General features: G+C 65.6%; 18 protein-coding genes. 15 read left to right on the top strand and 3 right to left on the bottom strand.

What is annotated here, in order from left to right; translation table 11 throughout:
- Positions 1 to 28: 28 nt before the first annotated feature.
- Together CAL13_RS12240 and CAL13_RS12235 are read right to left on the bottom strand one after the other, a co-directional pair.
- Positions 29 to 904, bottom strand: a complete 876-nt coding sequence (locus tag CAL13_RS12240; protein ID WP_232462375.1) for a bifunctional transcriptional activator/DNA repair enzyme AdaA — start codon at positions 902 to 904, stop codon at positions 29 to 31.
- A gap of 149 nt (positions 905 to 1,053) precedes the next feature.
- Complete coding sequence (locus CAL13_RS12235) at positions 1,054 to 1,767, bottom strand: glutamine amidotransferase (protein ID WP_086073631.1); 714 nt, start codon at positions 1,765 to 1,767, stop codon at positions 1,054 to 1,056.
- Between the two features lie 192 nt (positions 1,768 to 1,959).
- Here CAL13_RS12235 and CAL13_RS12230 point away from each other — a divergent pair, with 192 nt between their 5' ends.
- From CAL13_RS12230 to CAL13_RS12220, 3 genes are read left to right on the top strand one after another with little or no spacing between them, the layout of a single operon-like run.
- The gene (locus CAL13_RS12230) at positions 1,960 to 2,406 is read left to right on the top strand and encodes an NfeD family protein (protein WP_086072543.1); all 447 of its coding nucleotides are present in this window, start codon (positions 1,960 to 1,962) and stop codon (positions 2,404 to 2,406) included.
- 4 nt (positions 2,407 to 2,410) lie between these two features.
- Positions 2,411 to 3,334, top strand: coding sequence for an SPFH domain-containing protein (locus CAL13_RS12225; protein ID WP_086057634.1), 924 nt, complete (start codon positions 2,411 to 2,413; stop codon positions 3,332 to 3,334).
- 51 nt (positions 3,335 to 3,385) lie between these two features.
- A complete protein-coding gene (locus tag CAL13_RS12220; RefSeq protein WP_086057633.1) occupies positions 3,386 to 4,531 on the top strand; it encodes a GGDEF domain-containing protein in 1,146 nt (381 codons plus the stop codon).
- 60 nt (positions 4,532 to 4,591) lie between these two features.
- Here the strand turns inward: CAL13_RS12220 and smpB are convergent, their stop codons facing one another.
- Positions 4,592 to 5,062 carry an SsrA-binding protein SmpB gene (gene smpB, locus CAL13_RS12215; RefSeq protein ID WP_086057632.1) on the bottom strand — a complete coding sequence of 157 codons (471 nt, stop codon included), beginning with the start codon at positions 5,060 to 5,062 and terminating at the stop codon, positions 4,592 to 4,594.
- 147 nt (positions 5,063 to 5,209) lie between these two features.
- Between smpB and CAL13_RS12210 the strand changes: the two genes are divergently transcribed.
- From CAL13_RS12210 to CAL13_RS12155, 12 genes are all read left to right on the top strand, one after another.
- Positions 5,210 to 5,644, top strand: coding sequence for a type II toxin-antitoxin system RatA family toxin (locus tag CAL13_RS12210; protein ID WP_086057631.1), 435 nt, complete (start codon positions 5,210 to 5,212; stop codon positions 5,642 to 5,644).
- Between the two features lie 10 nt (positions 5,645 to 5,654).
- A complete protein-coding gene (locus tag CAL13_RS12205) occupies positions 5,655 to 5,975 on the top strand; it encodes an RnfH family protein (RefSeq protein ID WP_232467653.1) in 321 nt (106 codons plus the stop codon).
- A 117-nt stretch (positions 5,976 to 6,092) separates the two neighbouring features.
- Positions 6,093 to 7,247, top strand: coding sequence for an acyl-CoA dehydrogenase family protein (locus tag CAL13_RS12200; RefSeq protein WP_086057629.1), 1,155 nt, complete (start codon positions 6,093 to 6,095; stop codon positions 7,245 to 7,247).
- Positions 7,244 to 8,425 carry an enoyl-CoA hydratase/isomerase family protein gene (locus tag CAL13_RS12195; RefSeq protein WP_086072541.1) on the top strand — a complete coding sequence of 394 codons (1,182 nt, stop codon included), beginning with the start codon at positions 7,244 to 7,246 and terminating at the stop codon, positions 8,423 to 8,425. Before CAL13_RS12200 ends, CAL13_RS12195 begins: the two co-directional genes overlap by 4 nt.
- Positions 8,426 to 8,534: 109 nt before the next feature.
- Positions 8,535 to 9,419 carry a 3-hydroxyisobutyrate dehydrogenase gene (mmsB, locus tag CAL13_RS12190; protein WP_086057627.1) on the top strand — a complete coding sequence of 295 codons (885 nt, stop codon included), beginning with the start codon at positions 8,535 to 8,537 and terminating at the stop codon, positions 9,417 to 9,419.
- Positions 9,420 to 9,440: 21 nt separating this feature from the next.
- Positions 9,441 to 10,133, top strand: coding sequence for a VIT1/CCC1 transporter family protein (locus CAL13_RS12185; RefSeq protein ID WP_086057626.1), 693 nt, complete (start codon positions 9,441 to 9,443; stop codon positions 10,131 to 10,133).
- Between the two features lie 234 nt (positions 10,134 to 10,367).
- A complete protein-coding gene (locus CAL13_RS12180; protein ID WP_086057625.1) occupies positions 10,368 to 11,483 on the top strand; it encodes a branched-chain amino acid ABC transporter substrate-binding protein in 1,116 nt (371 codons plus the stop codon).
- A gap of 100 nt (positions 11,484 to 11,583) precedes the next feature.
- Positions 11,584 to 12,510 (top strand): high-affinity branched-chain amino acid ABC transporter permease LivH, encoded by a 927-nt coding sequence (gene livH / locus CAL13_RS12175; RefSeq protein ID WP_086057624.1) that lies wholly within the window; start codon positions 11,584 to 11,586, stop codon positions 12,508 to 12,510.
- On the top strand, positions 12,510 to 13,742 hold the full coding sequence (locus CAL13_RS12170) for a high-affinity branched-chain amino acid ABC transporter permease LivM (RefSeq protein ID WP_086057623.1): 1,233 nt from the start codon (positions 12,510 to 12,512) through the stop codon (positions 13,740 to 13,742). The genes livH and CAL13_RS12170 overlap by 1 nt, the downstream gene beginning before the upstream one ends.
- A complete protein-coding gene (gene livG / locus CAL13_RS12165) occupies positions 13,739 to 14,506 on the top strand; it encodes a high-affinity branched-chain amino acid ABC transporter ATP-binding protein LivG (protein WP_086057622.1) in 768 nt (255 codons plus the stop codon). The genes CAL13_RS12170 and livG overlap by 4 nt, the downstream gene beginning before the upstream one ends.
- Entirely contained in the window at positions 14,506 to 15,207 is a 702-nt protein-coding gene (locus CAL13_RS12160) for an ABC transporter ATP-binding protein (protein ID WP_086059429.1), read from the top strand. The genes livG and CAL13_RS12160 overlap by 1 nt, the downstream gene beginning before the upstream one ends.
- A 12-nt stretch (positions 15,208 to 15,219) precedes the next feature.
- A complete protein-coding gene (locus CAL13_RS12155) occupies positions 15,220 to 15,834 on the top strand; it encodes a hypothetical protein (RefSeq protein WP_086072540.1) in 615 nt (204 codons plus the stop codon).

Here is a 15,834-nt window from a genome sequence, read left to right as displayed (position 1 = left end):
CGTCCAGCGATGCAAGGAAAGGCCGCGCCTAGTGCGCGGCTTTTTTCTTCTGGCCGTGCGTCTGGGCGGCCCGGCCCTCGCGTTCGAGCAGTTCGAGCTTGCGCGCGATGCCCCAGCGGTATCCTCCAGGGAGTCCGTCGGTGCGCACCACCCGGTGGCACGGGATGGCGAGCGCAATGGCGTTCGCCGCGCAGGCCCTGGCCACCGCGCGGACGGCGGTAGGCGCACCGATGCGGCGCGCGATGTCCGCATAGGACACGGTCGTGCCGATAGGGATGGCCTGGAGCGCCTGCCAGACACGCTGCTGGAATGCCGTGCCGCGCACGTCCAGCGGCAGCGAAAGGCCAAGGGCAGGGTTTTCCACGAAACCCACCACGGCGGCCACCCACCGCTCGAACTCGGCGTCGCCGCCCACCAGGCTTGCGCGCGCGAAGCGGTCCTGCAGGCCTTGCAGCAAGGTTTGCGGATCCTCGCCAAGGGCAATCTCGCAAATCCCTTTGTCAGTGGCGGCGACCAGCAGCGCGCCCAAGGCGCATTGGGCCACGGCAAATCGGATGCGCACGCCGGCGCCGCGTTGGCGGAATTCCGTCGGCGTCATACCGAGCATGCCCGGCGCATTCTCATAAAAGCGTCCGCTCGAATTGAAGCCCGCTTCGTAAAGCGCGTCCGTGACCTTGCGCCCCCGGTCGAGTTCATGCCGGGCGCGGGACGCTCGCACCGCCTGGGCATAGGCCTTGGGCGTGATGCCGGTGACCGCCTTGAAAACGCGGTGAAAGTGGAATCGGCTCATGCCCGCGCGTTCGGCCAGCGTGGACAGATCCATGGTCTGGTCGGATTCCAGCGCGCGGCACGCCTGTTCGACCAGGGCCGCATGCGGATGAGTGTGGCGGGCGGGGGAGTTCATGATTCGCGCCTTCACGGGAACCGCCGTCATCGTACCTTGCATGGCCGCCTCCATCGTTGTCCATTTCGCTGCCGCTCGCATGGCTCCAGAATGGCAAAAGCGGCAGTAGAAGGCACTCCGGTTTTTGCTCCCCGGCGGGGCGCCTGTCTCTACCCGTATAGCGCCAGGAAGCGCCGCAGCAGGCTCGCGGCCTCGGGCGAGGGCCCGACGCCGCGCTTCAGCGCTTCCACGTCCAGCCCTTCGCGCGCGTAGGCGGCCGCATGGCGCTCGAGCGTCGCCGTGACGAAGGCCGGCGGCAGCTCCGGATGAAATTGCGTCGTCACTATTTTGGCGCCGACCCGCAGCATCTGGTGGGCGTCCATGTTCGAACGCGCCAGGACCACGGCGCCCGGTGGCGGCTCGATGACCGACTGCAGGTGCATCATCTGGGCCGGGAAGGCACGCGGCAGGCCGGCGAGCATGGGATCGTCCGCGAGATGTTCCACGATATGCGTGCCTATCTCGCGGCCCGCGGGATTGTTCCCAACCCGGCCGCCCAGCGCGTCGGCGATCAGCTGGTGGCCGTAGCACACGCCAAACATAGGCAGCCCCTGGGCCGCGGCCTCGCGCACCCATTTCGCGGTCTGCTCGCTCCAGGGTTCGCGGTCGGTCACCATGGCCGGGGAACCCGTGATCAGGGCCGCCCGATAGTGCGCGGGCTCGGCCGGCGCTTCGCCAAGGAAAACCGGTACGACGCGGGTTTCCTCGGCAGCCAGGCCAGCGGCCCGGCGGATGAAGCCGGCGTAGTCGTCGTAGGCCGCTACGAGGCTTTCTTCAGGATTGCCGGTATGAAGAATGAGGACGGGAGGGCGGTTTGCGGTCATGTCTGCGTGGCGCCGCAAGAGGCACGGCGACGTCCACGGATGATAAAGCAGCGGCGTCCGCAGCGCGTTGAAAGGCCGTTGGCGCTGCGAATGACGGCCAGCGCCGCGATTTCGCTGCCGCAAGCCGCCGGGCGCCGGACCGTTCTCCAAAATCGTAAAATCGGTCGCCAACTGCAATGAAAGGCGGGCGAAATGTGGATATGGTTCGGGCTGGCGGTGCTGGCGCTCATCGGCGAGCTCGCGACGGGCACGTTCTATCTGCTCCTGGTTGCAACGGGGCTGGCGGCCGGCGGGCTGGCGGCCGCCATCGATGTCGGCATTGAAGGGCAATTGGCCATGTGCGGCGTCGTGGTAGTCGCCGGCCTGTTGATTCTGCGGGCCACGGGCATTTTGAAAAAGCGCGAAGTCAACCCTTTCCGTAATGCGGACGTCAATCTGGACATCGGGCAGACCGTCACGGTGGCCGATTGGAAGGGGAGCCGTTCCGCCCGGGTCTGGTACCGTGGCGCCAGCTGGGATGCCGTGCTCGCGTCCGACTGCGAACCCGTGGCCGGGGAGCAGGTCATCACCGAAGTACGGGGCAGCCAGCTCGTCGTCCGTCCCCGCGAATCCGTTTCCACTCATCCTATCCGGGGCTGAACCCATGCTTGATCCATCCACCGTTGTCCTGATCGTCGTGGTCCTTCTGGCGATTCTGATTGTCGTGAAGGCCATCGCGATCGTGCCGCAGCAGCATGCCTGGGTCGTGGAGCGCCTCGGCAAATTCGATAGGGTGTTGTCGCCCGGCGCGGGGTTCGTCATTCCCTTTATCGAACGGGTCGCCTACAAGCATTCGCTCAAGGAAATTCCGCTGGACGTTCCCAGCCAGGTCTGCATCACCCGCGACAACACCCAGCTGCAGGTCGACGGCGTGCTGTACTTCCAGGTCACCGACCCCATGCGGGCATCGTACGGGTCGTCGAACTATATTTCCGCCATTACCCAGCTGGCCCAGACCACGCTGCGCTCGGTCATCGGCAAGCTGGAACTCGACCGCACCTTCGAGGAACGCGAGTTCATCAACAGCACCATCGTCGCGTCGCTGGATGAGGCCGCGCTGAACTGGGGCGTGAAGGTGCTGCGTTACGAGATCAAGGACCTGACGCCGCCCAATGAAATCCTGCGCGCCATGCAGGCCCAGATCACGGCGGAACGCGAAAAGCGCGCGCTCATCGCGGCGTCCGAGGGCCGGCGCCAGGAACAGATCAATATCGCCACGGGCGAACGGGAAGCGGCCATTGCCCGTTCCGAAGGCGAGAAGCAGGCGCAGATCAACCAGGCGCAGGGCGAGGCCGCCGCGGTGCTCGCCATTGCCGAAGCCACCGCGCGGGCCGTCACGCAGGTCGCCGAAGCCATACGCCAGCCCGGCGGCATGGAAGCGGTGAATCTGCGGGTGGCGGAACGCTATGTCGACGCCTTCGGCAATGTGGCCAAGCAGGGCAATACGCTGATCCTGCCGGCCAATCTGGCCGAGGTGGGCAGCCTGATCGCCTCGGCCATGTCCATCGTCAAATCGTCCCAGAAGTGACCCCGTCCCGGCGGCCGCGGCCGCCGGATTCATGCGCCGTCGGCATTGCAAATGTCTGCTTCCGTTGCCCTGATCGTCATCACGGCGCTCACCAATGTTCTTATGCTGGCGGTCCTGGGGTCGCTGGCGCGCAGCGGCATCGCCGGCATACGCGAATGCACGCGCGGCGCGATCCTGGTATTCGTGTCGCTCATCGGCCTGGCGGCGCAGGCGTTTCTGCCGCCCGTGTTGGGCGTCGTCGCGGCGAATCTGCTGATGGCCGCCGGCGCCGCGTGTTACGTCGCCGCGGTGTTGCGCTTCTTCGGGCGTCAGGCGCCTGTCGGGTGGCTGGTTGCGGCGGTGGGCGCGCAGACCGCGGCCATCGCGCTGTTCTGGTACGTCTGGCCGGACACCAATGCGCGCATTGTCGCGGTGTCGTTGCTGCAGTGCGTGATGATGGCAGCGATGGCGACGACCATACACCGCTGGCGGCCGCGCAACCGGCCCGGCTATCCCTATCTGTTCGCTTTCTACGTCGCCGGGTTCGAGGCGGTTGGCCATGCGCTGCGCGGGATGTTCTATGCGGCGCGGATCGAGGTGATGCCGACCCTGGCCCAGGGTACGCCCATGCATCTGCTTTTCCTGTCCATCGGCGTATTGGCCATGCCAAGCCTGACGCTTGGGATGATCCTGATGGTGCATGACCGGATGCTGGCGCAGCGCGAAAGCGAGGCCAATACCGATTCGCTGACGGGAACATTGTCGCGCAAGGCATGGCGGCTGCTTGCCGAAAAGACCCTGGCTCGCGCCATCCGTGGCGACCAGCGCCTGTCGCTGCTGATGCTCGATATCGACCGATTCAAGCAGGTGAACGATACGCACGGCCACGCCATGGGTGACGCGGTCCTGCAGCATTTCGGCATGCTTGCGGTGTCGGTATTCCGTCAGGAGGACATCATCGGCCGGCTGGGCGGCGAGGAATTCGTGGTCCTGCTGCCCGATACGCGCATCGACGCGGCCGCCTTCGCAACCGATCGTCTGCTGCAACGGGTCCGTGCAAGCCGATGCGCCGACGCCGGTGCGGCTGTCTCCTATACCTTCAGCGGCGGCCTGGTGGAGTGGGATGGCGAGGAAACGGTGGAAACGATGATGCGGCGCGCCGACGGGGCCTTGTATGCAGCCAAGATGGCCGGGCGCGACCGGATTGTGGTGGCGTAGTGCAAGGGCCTCTGCACCCCCCGCAAAAAGCGGGAGCGCCGTTGCAGCGGGGCTTGCGCCTTAAGCTTCGCTGCGCCGCGATGCGCGGGTGTCGTGCTTCATCAGGCGTTCTTTTTCGCGCGCCCAGTCCTTGTCCCGCGCGGTGTCGCGCTTGTCGTGCAGCTTCTTGCCGCGACCCAGCGCGAAGTCCAGCTTGATCCGGCCATCCTTGTAATGCAGGTTGAGCGGCACCAGGGTGTACCCGCGCTGTTCGACCTTGCCGATCAGCTTGTTGATCTCCTCTGCATGCAGCAGCAGCTTGCGGGTGCGCGTGGCGTCGGGGTGGATGTGCGTCGACGCCGTGGGCAGGGGGCTGACGTGCATGCCGACGATATAGATCTCGCCGTCGCGCACAATGATGTAGCTTTCCCTGAGCTGCACGCGGCCCTCGCGGATCGCTTTGACCTCCCAGCCCTGCAAAACGAGGCCCGCTTCGTAGCGGTCTTCGATGAAGTACTCGTGGGACGCTTTTCGATTATCGATAATGCTCATTTCATTCTGCTCCAGCGCGCCAGCCGCGTCCCGCGCGCACGAACCCGGCGCAATCCCGGCGGGGAAATCCCCCAGGAGAGTGGCACATCAAACAGGGGAGAGGCACTACCGGTAAAATCCTAGCATTCTAGCGATTTGCGACCCTCGATGCACAAAGTCCAGCGTTCCGTTCTCGTCCCTTACAGCGATGCGCAAATGTTCGAACTCGTCGCCGGCGTGGAGCAGTATCCGGAGTTCATGCCGTGGTGCGGCGGGGCGGAGGTAAAGTCCCGGGACGAACACGGCATGCAGGCGTCCATCATCATCAGCTTCGCCGGCATGAAGCAGCGATTCACCACGCGGAACACCCACGTGTTTCCGCATCGCATCGATCTGGAACTGGTGGACGGCCCGTTTTCCATGCTGGTGGGGCATTGGCAATTCCAGGCCCTGGCGCCCGACGCGTGCAAAGTACTGTTCACCATGGAGTACGAGTTCTCGAACCGCGCCCTGGAAGCCCTGGTCGGGCCCGTGTTCAACCGCATCGCGACCAGCTTCATCGATTCCTTCACCAAGCGCGCCCAGGCTGTGTATGGGGAATGATCGGGCCAGGATGACGGTCTTGGTATGCCACGCGCGGCCGCACGAGGCATGGCAGCGGCAGGTCGAACTTCCCGTGGGTTCGACTGCCGCGCAGGCCATCGCGGCCAGCGGATTTGCCGAGTCCTTCCCCGGCGTCGACCCATGGCAGGCCGGCGTCGGCGTGTTCGGGCGGCAGGTTTCCGCCACGCACCCGCTGTCAGACGGCGACCGCGTGGAAATCTATCGGCCGCTCATCTTCGATCCCATGGAGTCGCGGCGGCGCCGCGCCGCTCACCGCGCGCGCCAGGAACCGGCCGCGCCGCCGCCGCGCACGCCCAAGGCGCGGCGCTGACCGCGCTTGCCGCATCGCTGGCTTGTCATTCTGTTTCCGTTTACGTTAACGTAAATCCCGAAACGCCGGACGGGGCATATCGCCGGACGGCGGCACATCGATACGAGGAGACGGCACATGGACATGGAATTGAGCGAGGACCAGCGGGCTTTCGCGCAGGCGGCGCGCGAATTCGCGCAGGGCGAGATGGCGCCGCACGCGGCGCGCTGGGATGCGGAAGGGATCTTTCCCCGCGAAGTCTTTGCCCGCGCCGGCGAGTTGGGTTTTTGCGGTCTTTACGCGCCGCAGGAAATCGGCGGGCTGGGTTTGCCGCGCATCGACGCGACGCTGGTGTTCGAGGAAATGGCCGCCGTGGATCCTTCCACCACGGCTTTCCTGACCATCCACAACATGGCGGCCTGGATGGTCGGCACCTGGGGCCAGCCGGGGCTGCGCGAAGCCTGGGGCCCCAAACTGTGCGCCGGCGAAAAGCTGGCCTCGTACTGCCTGACCGAGCCCGGCTCCGGTTCCGACGCGGCCTCGCTGCGTACGCGGGCGGAGGAGGACGGCGCGCAGTATGTCCTGAACGGATCCAAGGCATTCATTTCCGGCGGCGGCGACACCGACCTGCTGATCGTCATGGCCCGTACGGGCGGCGGCGGAGCAGGGGGCGTCAGCGCCTTCGCCGTCCCGGCGGACAGCCCGGGTATCACTTACGGCCGCAAGGAAGAAAAAATGGGGTGGAACAGCCAGTCCACCCGCGCCATTACTTTCGAAAACGTGCGCGTGCCCGCGGCCAATATGCTGGGCGAGCCGGGCCAGGGCTTCAAGATCGCCATGCGCGGACTGGACGGCGGCCGCATCAATATCGCGACGTGTTCCGTGGGGGCGGCGCAAGGCGCCCTGGACGCCGCGCGCCGGTATATGCGCGAGCGGCGCCAGTTCGGTGCGCCGCTGGCCGACTTCCAGGCCTTGCAGTTCAAACTGGCCGATATGGCGACCCATCTGGTCGCGGCCCGGCAGATGGTGCGCCTGGCCGCATGCAAGCTGGACGGCGGGTCGCCGGACGCCAGCGCCTATTGCGCCATGGCCAAGCGCTTCGCCACCGACATGGGTTTCCAGGTTTGCCTTGACGCCCAGCAGATCCATGGCGGCTACGGCTATCTGAAGGACTATCCTTTGGAGCGACTGGTGCGCGATACTCGCGTGCATCAGATCCTGGAGGGCACCAACGAAATCATGCGCGTGATCGTTGCCCGCCAGCTGTTGGAGAAGGGAGCAGACTTGCGATGAACCAGCCGGTGCTTTTCGAGGAACGTCCGACCGACAACGGGATGCGCATAGGCATCGCCACGTTGAACGCCCCCCAGAGTCTGAACGGCCTGTCGCTGGAAATGGCGCGCAGCCTGGACCAGCGCCTGTCCGCCTGGGCGGATGATCCAAGGGTGGCGGTGGTCGTCCTGCAAGGCGCCGGGGACAAGGCGTTCTGCGCCGGCGGCGATCTGCAGAGCCTGTATCGCAGCATGCAATCTTCACCCAAGGGCGATGCCTGGGGCAACCGCTATGCGCGCGAGTTCTTCGAAGTCGAGTACCGGCTGGATTACCGTATCCACACCTATCCCAAGCCGGTGTTGTGTTGGGGACATGGCTTTGTCATGGGCGGCGGCATCGGACTGATGATGGGGGCCAGCCATCGCGTGGTCGATGAGACCTCGCGGCTTGCCATGCCCGAGATCTCGATCGGGCTGTTTCCGGACGTGGGCGGCAGCTGGCTGCTCAGTCGCATGCCGGGCAACACGGGGCTGTTCCTGGCGCTGACCGGGGCCCAGCTCAATGCGTCGGACGCGTTTTTCGCTGGCCTGGCCGACTTCCATCTGCGCGCCCAGGATTGGCCGCGCCTGCTCGATCACCTGGTCCAGCAGCCGTGGGCGGGCGGGGCGGGCGTCATCGGGGATGTGGAAAAACCCGCGGCGTTCGCCCCGCGTTCGATCAACGACGGCCTGCTGCGCCAGGTGCTGCATGGCATGCAGCCGGCCGAAACGCTGGCGCCCGGCCCGTTGAAGCAGCATGCCTTCCAGATCAATAACCTGTGCGCCGGCACCAACCTGGAAGAAATCCACGAGAACATCGCCGCCCTGGCCGAACACGACGATCCATGGCTGGCCCGGGCCGCCCGCACCATGCTGGCCGGCTCGCCGGGCACGGCGCGGCTGGCCTTCACGCTGCTGATGCGCTTGCGGCAGCGGTCGCTGGCCGACGTGTTCCGCGCCGAATACGTGGCGGCGCTGCACGCCAGTGCGCACGGCGATTTCCAGGAAGGCATCCGGGCGTTGCTGATCGACAAGGACAAGCGGCCGCGCTGGAACCCCGCCACGATAGAGGCGGCCAGCAAGGAGTGGGTGTTGAAATTCTTCGAGGAGCCGTGGCCGCAGGGACAGCCGCATCCGCTGCAGGACCTGGGTGCGGCCTGATGGCGGCGTGAGCCGCTTTTGCTTTTGATAGGCGGGCCCGCCGGTTCACGAGACCGGCGGCGGCCCGCCGGCCGGCGCCGCCGTGCCGGAACAATATCGAGGAGACAGCATGGGCAAGATCGCTTTTATCGGTTTGGGCAACATGGGGGCGCCCATGGCGCTGAACCTGGTCAAGGCAGGCCGCGAACTCGCGGTGTACGACCTGCTGCCGGCCGGCGTGGCGCAGTTGGCTGCGGCCGGCGCGCAGGCCGCGCCATCGGCCAGGCAGGCGGTGGAGGGCGCCGACATCGTCATCACCATGCTGCCGGCCAGCCAGCACGTGGAAGGGCTGTATATCGGCGAGGACCTGCTGGCGCATATCGATCCCACGGCCCTCGTCATCGAATGCAGCACCATCGCGCCGGAGACCGCCCGCAAGGTGGCGGCCGCGGCGCAGGCTCGCGGCATCGCGATGCTGGATGCGCCGGTCTCCGGCGGCACGGCCGGCGCGGCGGCCGGCACGCTGACCTTCATCGTGGGCGGCGATGCTGGCGCGCTGGCGCGCGCGCGGCCCGTGCTGGAGCAGATGGGCAAGAACATTTTTCACGCGGGTCCGGCCGGCGCGGGGCAGGTTGCCAAGATCTGCAACAACATGCTGTTGGGGGTGCTGATGGCCGGCACCGCGGAAGCACTGGCCCTGGGCGTGGCCAACGGGCTGGATCCCAAAGTGCTGTCGGACATCATCGCCAAGAGTTCGGGCCGCAACTGGGCCACCGAGCTGTACAACCCGTGGCCGGGCGTGATGGATCACGCGCCGGCGTCCAAGGGCTATGCGGGCGGTTTCGGTACGGATCTGATGCTCAAGGATCTTGGCCTGGCCGCCGAAGCGGCCCTGGCGACGCGCTCGCCCATTCCCCTGGGCGAACTGGCCCGCAACCTGTATGCACTGCATAGCGCGGGCGGACAGGGCAAGCTCGATTTCTCCAGCATCCTGAATCTGTATCGCAAAAGCTGAAAGTTTTCGACGTCCTGACTCATGCCGGCTCCGGAACATCATCGCATTCATCGTACGGGCTGGCTGCGCGCCGCCGTGCTTGGCGCCAACGACGGCATCGTATCCACCTCGAGCCTGATCGCCGGGGTGGCGGCGGCGCAGGCCAGTCACGGCGCGATATTCACGGCCGGACTGGCGGGACTGGTGGCGGGGGCGCTGTCGATGGCGGTGGGCGAGTACGTTTCGGTCAAATCGCAATCGGACGTCGAGAAGGCGGATCTTCGGCTGGAGCAGCGTTCGCTGATGCGCAATTCCGCGGTCGAACTGCAGGAGCTGGCGGACATCTACGTCAATCGCGGGCTGGCGCCGGAGCTCGCCATGCAGGTGGCGCGCGCCCTGACCGCGCACGATGCCCTGGACGCCCATGCCCGCGACGAACTGGGCATCTCCAAGAACACCCGCGCCCGCCCGCTGCAGGCGGCGCTTGCATCCGCCCTGAGCTTCGCCGCCGGCAGCGCCTTGCCGCTGGTTCTGGCCGTGCTGGTGCCGCGTCCCGCCTTGCAGCTGCCGGTGGTCGCAACGGGCTCGGTGGTCTGTCTGGCGGCGCTGGGGGCCATCGCCGCCTGGGCCGGCGGGGCGCCCAAGGCGGCCGCCGCCGTACGCGTGTCGGTCCTCGGCGCGGTGGCGATGGGCGTGACAGCCGGCGTGGGTGCGTTATTCGGCGCTGCGGGCTGATGGCGGGCCCGCTGTTCCGGCTGCGTGATGCGGCTGTTACGGTGATGTGTCACCGGATGTGTACAGTTTCTTCGATATTGGGGAATACACGCAGTGACAGCCTGAAAGCCAGCTTTCAGAATACGCGCCACATCGTGGTTTGCCCATGAAGCCGGTGACGCACGATAGGTTCGGGAATATCCTTCCCGCGCCCGCCACGTGCCCAGCCGCTCAACCCTAGCGGAGATCTATCGCATGAATATGCTGCAACGCCTTTCCCCCATCGCGTTCGCGCTGGGGGCGCTGACCCTGGCCGGCGCTGTGCATGCTGCCGATACCATCAAGATCGGCATCCCCCAACCCATGACGGGCCCCAACACCCAGTACGGCGATCAGATCCAGGCCGGCGCGTTGACGGCAATCGAAACCATCAACGCCAAGGGCGGCGTCAAGGGCAAGAAGCTGGAGCCCATCCTGATCGACGACGGCTGCGAACCGAAGCAGGCCGTGCCGGCCGCCAACCGTGTCGTCAATTCGGGCGCCAAGTTTGCCGTGGCGCATGCGTGCTCCGGCGTGACGGTGCCTGCCGTGAATGTCTACGAGCAGGAACATATCGTCGCCATTACCCCGGGCGCGACTTCGCCGCTGGTCACCGACACGATCAAGCCGCACTACTTCTTCCGCACGATCGGCCGTGACGACCAGCAGGGGCCGTTCGCCGCGAACTACATCGCCAAGACGGTCAAGCCCAAGAAGGTCGCCGTGCTGCACGACAAGCAGACCTACGGCTCCGGCGTGGCCACGCAGGTCAAGGACACGCTGACCAAGGACGGCGTCAACGTCGTGATGTTCGAAGGCATCAACGTCGGCGACAGCGACTATTCCGCGGTCATTACCAAGCTGAAGTCGGCCGGCGTGGACTTCGTCTACTTCGGCGGCTATCACCCCGAACTGGGCCTGCTGCTGCGCCAGTCGCGCGAACAGGGCCTGAACGTGCAGTTCATGGGCCCGGAAGGCACCGCCAACCAGGACCTGGTGGCCATTGCCGGTCCCGCCATCGACGGCCTGCTCGTCACGCTGCCCGCCGACTTCACCAAGATGCCCGGCAACGAAGGCATCGTGAAGGCCTTCCATGACAAGAAGCGCGATCCGGACGGCGCCTTCCAGATGCCGGCGTACGCCGCGGTGCAGATCCTGGCCGAAAGCATCGGCGCGGTGGGCGAGGACCCCACCAAGGTCGCCGACTACATGCATAAACACACTTTCAACACCGGCATCGGCAAGGTCGAATACGATGCGAAGGGCGATCTGAAGAACTTCGAGTTCGCCGTCTTCAAGTGGGACAAGAACGGCAAGAAGACGCAGCTGTAATCGCGACTCCCCGGCGCCTCCGGGATCGCAACCGAACGCCCAGGTTTCCGGCTCCGGGTCGTATTACCGGGGCCGGAACTATTTGGAGCCAGTACAAAAAATGTCCGACCTTCTCCCGCAGTTAACGCAACAATTCTTCAACGGGTTGTCGCTGGGCGCCATCTACGCCCTGATCGCCATCGGATACACGATGGTCTACGGCATCATCGGCATGATCAACTTCGCGCACGGCGAAATCTATATGATCGGCGCCTATGTGGGCCTGGTGACGCTGACGGCCATCGGCACCCAGAGCGGCATGCCGGTGCCGCTGATCGTGGCGGCCATGCTGATCGTCGCCATGGCCGTGACCGGCGTCTACGGGTTCACGGTGGAACGCGTGGCGTACCGGCCGCTGCGCAACAGCCCCCGGCTGGTCGCGTTGATTTCCGCCATCGGCATGTCCATCTTTCTGCAGAACTGGATGGCGCTGGGGCAGGGCGCGCGCGACATGGCGGTGCCGAACATCATCTTCGGCGCGGTAACTTTCCCAATGGGCCCCAACTTCGACGTGACGGTGCCGTATTCGCGCATCATGATCATCGTCGTGACCGTCGTGCTGATGATCGGGCTCTCGCTGTTCATCAAGTATTCGCGCATGGGGCGGGCGTCGCGCGCCTGCTCGCAGGACATGCACATGGCGAATCTGCTGGGCATCGATACGAACCGCGTCATCTCGTTCACCTTCGTGCTGGGCGCGGTGCTGGCCGCCGTGGGCGGCGTGCTCATCGCGCTGACCATCGGCAAGCTGAATCCCTTCATCGGCTTCATCGTCGGCATCAAGGCGTTCACCGCGGCCGTGCTGGGCGGCATCGGCAGCATCCCCGGCGCCATGCTGGGCGGCGCGCTGCTGGGGCTGGTGGAGACCTTTGCCGCGGCCTATATCTCGTCCCAGTACAAGGACATCGTCGCCTTCCTGCTGCTGGTACTGATCCTGCTGTTCCGCCCCACCGGTCTGTTGGGCAAACCCGAGGTGGAAAAAGTCTGATGGCCAATCAAATCAAGAACGCATTCATCGCGGCCATACTTACCGCGTTCATCGTCACGCCGGTGTTCGGCCTGCAATTGGTCCGCCAGGGCGCGCGAACCCTGATGGATCCGCATTGGAGCAACGTCGTCATCGCCATGGCGGTGGTCTTCGTGGGGCAGCTTTTGCGGCCATGGCTGGCGCTGCCCTTCAAACGCCTGAAAGGCAATCTGCCGACGCTGCCGGCGGCGCCGGTGCAGGGGCACAAATGGGTGATGATCCTTGTGGTGGCCGCCGCTGTCGTCTGGCCGTTCTTCAGCGACCGCGGCTCCGTCGATATCGCCACCCTGGTGCTGATCTACGTCATGCTGGGCCTGGGCCTGAACATCGTCGTGGGCTTCGCCGGGCTGCTGGACCTGGGCTTCGTCGGCTTCTACGCGGTGGGCGCCTACACGTACGCGCTGCTGTATCACTGGGGCGGATGGAGCTTCTGGGAAGCCCTGCCGTTCTCGGGGGCGCTGGCCGCCTTGTTCGGCTTCGTGCTGGGCTTTCCGGTGCTGCGCCTGCGCGGCGACTATCTGGCCATCGTGACGCTGGGCTTCGGTGAAATCATCCGGCTGCTGCTGATCAACCTGAACTGGCTGACCGGCGGCCCCGACGGTATCTCGGGCATTCCCAAGCCTTCGGTGTTCGGCTTCGAGATGGCGCGCACGTCCAGCGTCGAGGGCCAGCGCACCTTCCATGAATTGCTGGGGCTGACGTTCCAGAACCAGCACGTCATCATCTGGCTGTACCTGATGGCGCTGATGCTCGCGCTCATCACGCTGTTCGTCGCCACGCGCCTGAAACGCATGCCGGTGGGCCGCGCGTGGGAAGCGCTGCGCGAAGACGAAATCGCCTGCCGATCGCTGGGCCTGAATCCCACGCGCATCAAGCTTTCGGCCTTTACCCTGGGCGCCATGTTCGCCGGTTTCGGCGGCGCGTTCTTCGCTGCGCGGCAGGGACTCGTGAATCCGGAGTCGTTCACATTCATCGAATCGGCGCTGATCCTCGCCATCGTGGTGCTGGGCGGGATGGGCTCGCAGGTGGGCGTGATCCTGGCCGCGATCCTGCTGACCGTGCTGCCTGAGCTGGCGCGGGAATTCGCGGAATACCGCATGTTGATGTTCGGTCTGGTGATGGTACTCATGATGATGTGGCGGCCGCAGGGCCTGTTGCCGATGAAGCGTCCTCACGTGGAGCTGGACAAATGAGCGACGTTCTCCTGAAAGTATCCGGCCTGTGCATGCGGTTCGGCGGCCTGCTGGCCGTGGACCATGTGGAGTTCGACGTCAAGAGCGACGAAGTCTTCGCGATCATCGGCCCCAACGGCGCGGGCAAGACGACCGTGTTCAACTGCGTGGGCGGCTTCTACAAGCCCACGTCCGGCGACATCGTCATGGACGGGCAGAACATCACCGGACTATCCAGCCACCTGGTGGCGCGGCATGGCCTGGTGCGCACCTTCCAGAACGTGCGCCTGTTCAAGCAGCTTACCGTTCTTGAAAACCTGCTGGTGGCGCAGCACACGCAGGTCGAGACGCGCCTGCTGCCGGGCCTGCTGAAGATGAAATCCTACCGGCAGGCCGAGGCCGACGCCTTGTCGCGCGCGGCCCAATGGCTGGACTTCATGGGGTTGCGGCAGTACGCCAACCGCGAGGCGGGCAATCTCGCCTATGGGCATCAGCGCCGGCTCGAAATCGCCCGCTGCATGATCACCAAGCCGCGCCTGCTGATGCTCGATGAGCCGGCAGCCGGCCTGAATCCCCAGGAGAAACAGGACCTGCAACGTCTGATCGACCGCCTGCGCCGCGAGTTCGGCGTGGCGGTGCTGCTGATCGAGCACGACATGAGCCTGATCATGGGCATCTCCGACCGTATCCTGGTCATGGAGCATGGCAAGCCCATCATGACAGGCACGCCGCAGGCGGTGCGCAGCGATGAGCGCGTGATCAAGGCGTACCTGGGAGAGGAATGATGCTGAAGCTGGACAACGTGCACACCTACTACGGCGCCATCCAGGCGTTGAACGGCGTGTCCGTGGAAGTGAACAAGGGCGAGATCGTCACGCTGATCGGCGCCAACGGCGCCGGCAAAACCACCTTGCTGATGACCGTATGCGGCAACCCGCGGGCGCGTTCGGGAACGATTACGTTCGAGGGCCGGGACATCACGCAGCAGGAAACCTCGCGCATCATGCGCAGCGGCATCGCGATCTCGCCGGAAGGCCGGCGCGTGTTCAAGGACCTGACGGTGGCGGAGAACCTGATGATGGGCGGGTTTTTCTCCAGCCGCGCGGAAATCGAGTCGGGGTTGGCGCACGTGTACGAGCTCTTCCCCCGGCTGAAGGAGCGCGCGGACCAGCGCGCAGGCACCATGTCGGGCGGCGAGCAGCAGATGCTGGCGATCGGCCGCGCGCTGATGACGCGCCCGCGCCTGTTGTTGCTGGACGAGCCGACGCTGGGTCTGGCGCCGCTGATCATCGCGCAGATCTTCGACATCATTCGCACCATCCGGGACCAGGGCGTGACGGTGTTCCTGGTGGAGCAGAACGCCAACAAGGCCCTGCAGGTGGCCGATCGCGGCTACGTGCTCGAGAACGGCCGCGTGGTGTTGCAGGACACCGGCGCCAACCTGCTTGCGAACGCCGACGTGCGCAAGGCGTATCTGGGCGGTTGAAGGAGCATCACCGTGCTATCGGCGATTTCGGGGACCCCGGCATCGGGGGCTTCCGCCGCGCCCCAGTATTCCTATTCCGATTGCCGCACGGTGGACGTGCAGGCGGAATGCCAGCGCCGCGCCGCGGCGGAGCCTTTCCTTGGCGAGGGCACGGAGGCGTGGGAGCGCTGGCACAGCGAACTCGACGTCTTGGACGGCCTTATCGGCGGCAAGGGCAAGTACGCCCGCCTGGACATCATCCACGACGTGCTGCGGAAATGGAGCGATGCCGGCCCCTGCGAGGATGCGCGGACCGCTTACGATGCCTGGCGCACCCGAAACAGCTATCTGGGCTTTCTCGATGCGCTGGCCGCTGAATTCCAGGAGAACGGCACCTATATGCGCCTTGTCGAGCAACGCATCGAGCAGTCCAAGCGAAGCGGCCTTTGGGAGCGGGACATCCGCCGCGATCTGAAGCTTTACCGCGACAAGGACCGCGCGGCCATCGAGCAAAGCAAGCGCGATTTTCTCGAGGACTGGCACAAGCACCGGGGCAGCGGGGAAGAACTGGCCGCCAAGAAGCTGATTCTGTCCAAGCTGCTGGACGGCGAGCTGCAAGCCACGCCGCCCGCCTCGCCGCTGGTTTGA

This window comes from Bordetella genomosp. 9 (assembly GCF_002119725.1).
Lineage (GTDB): Bacteria > Pseudomonadota > Gammaproteobacteria > Burkholderiales > Burkholderiaceae_B > Bordetella_C.
This window is presented reverse-complemented; position numbering and strand designations above follow the sequence as displayed.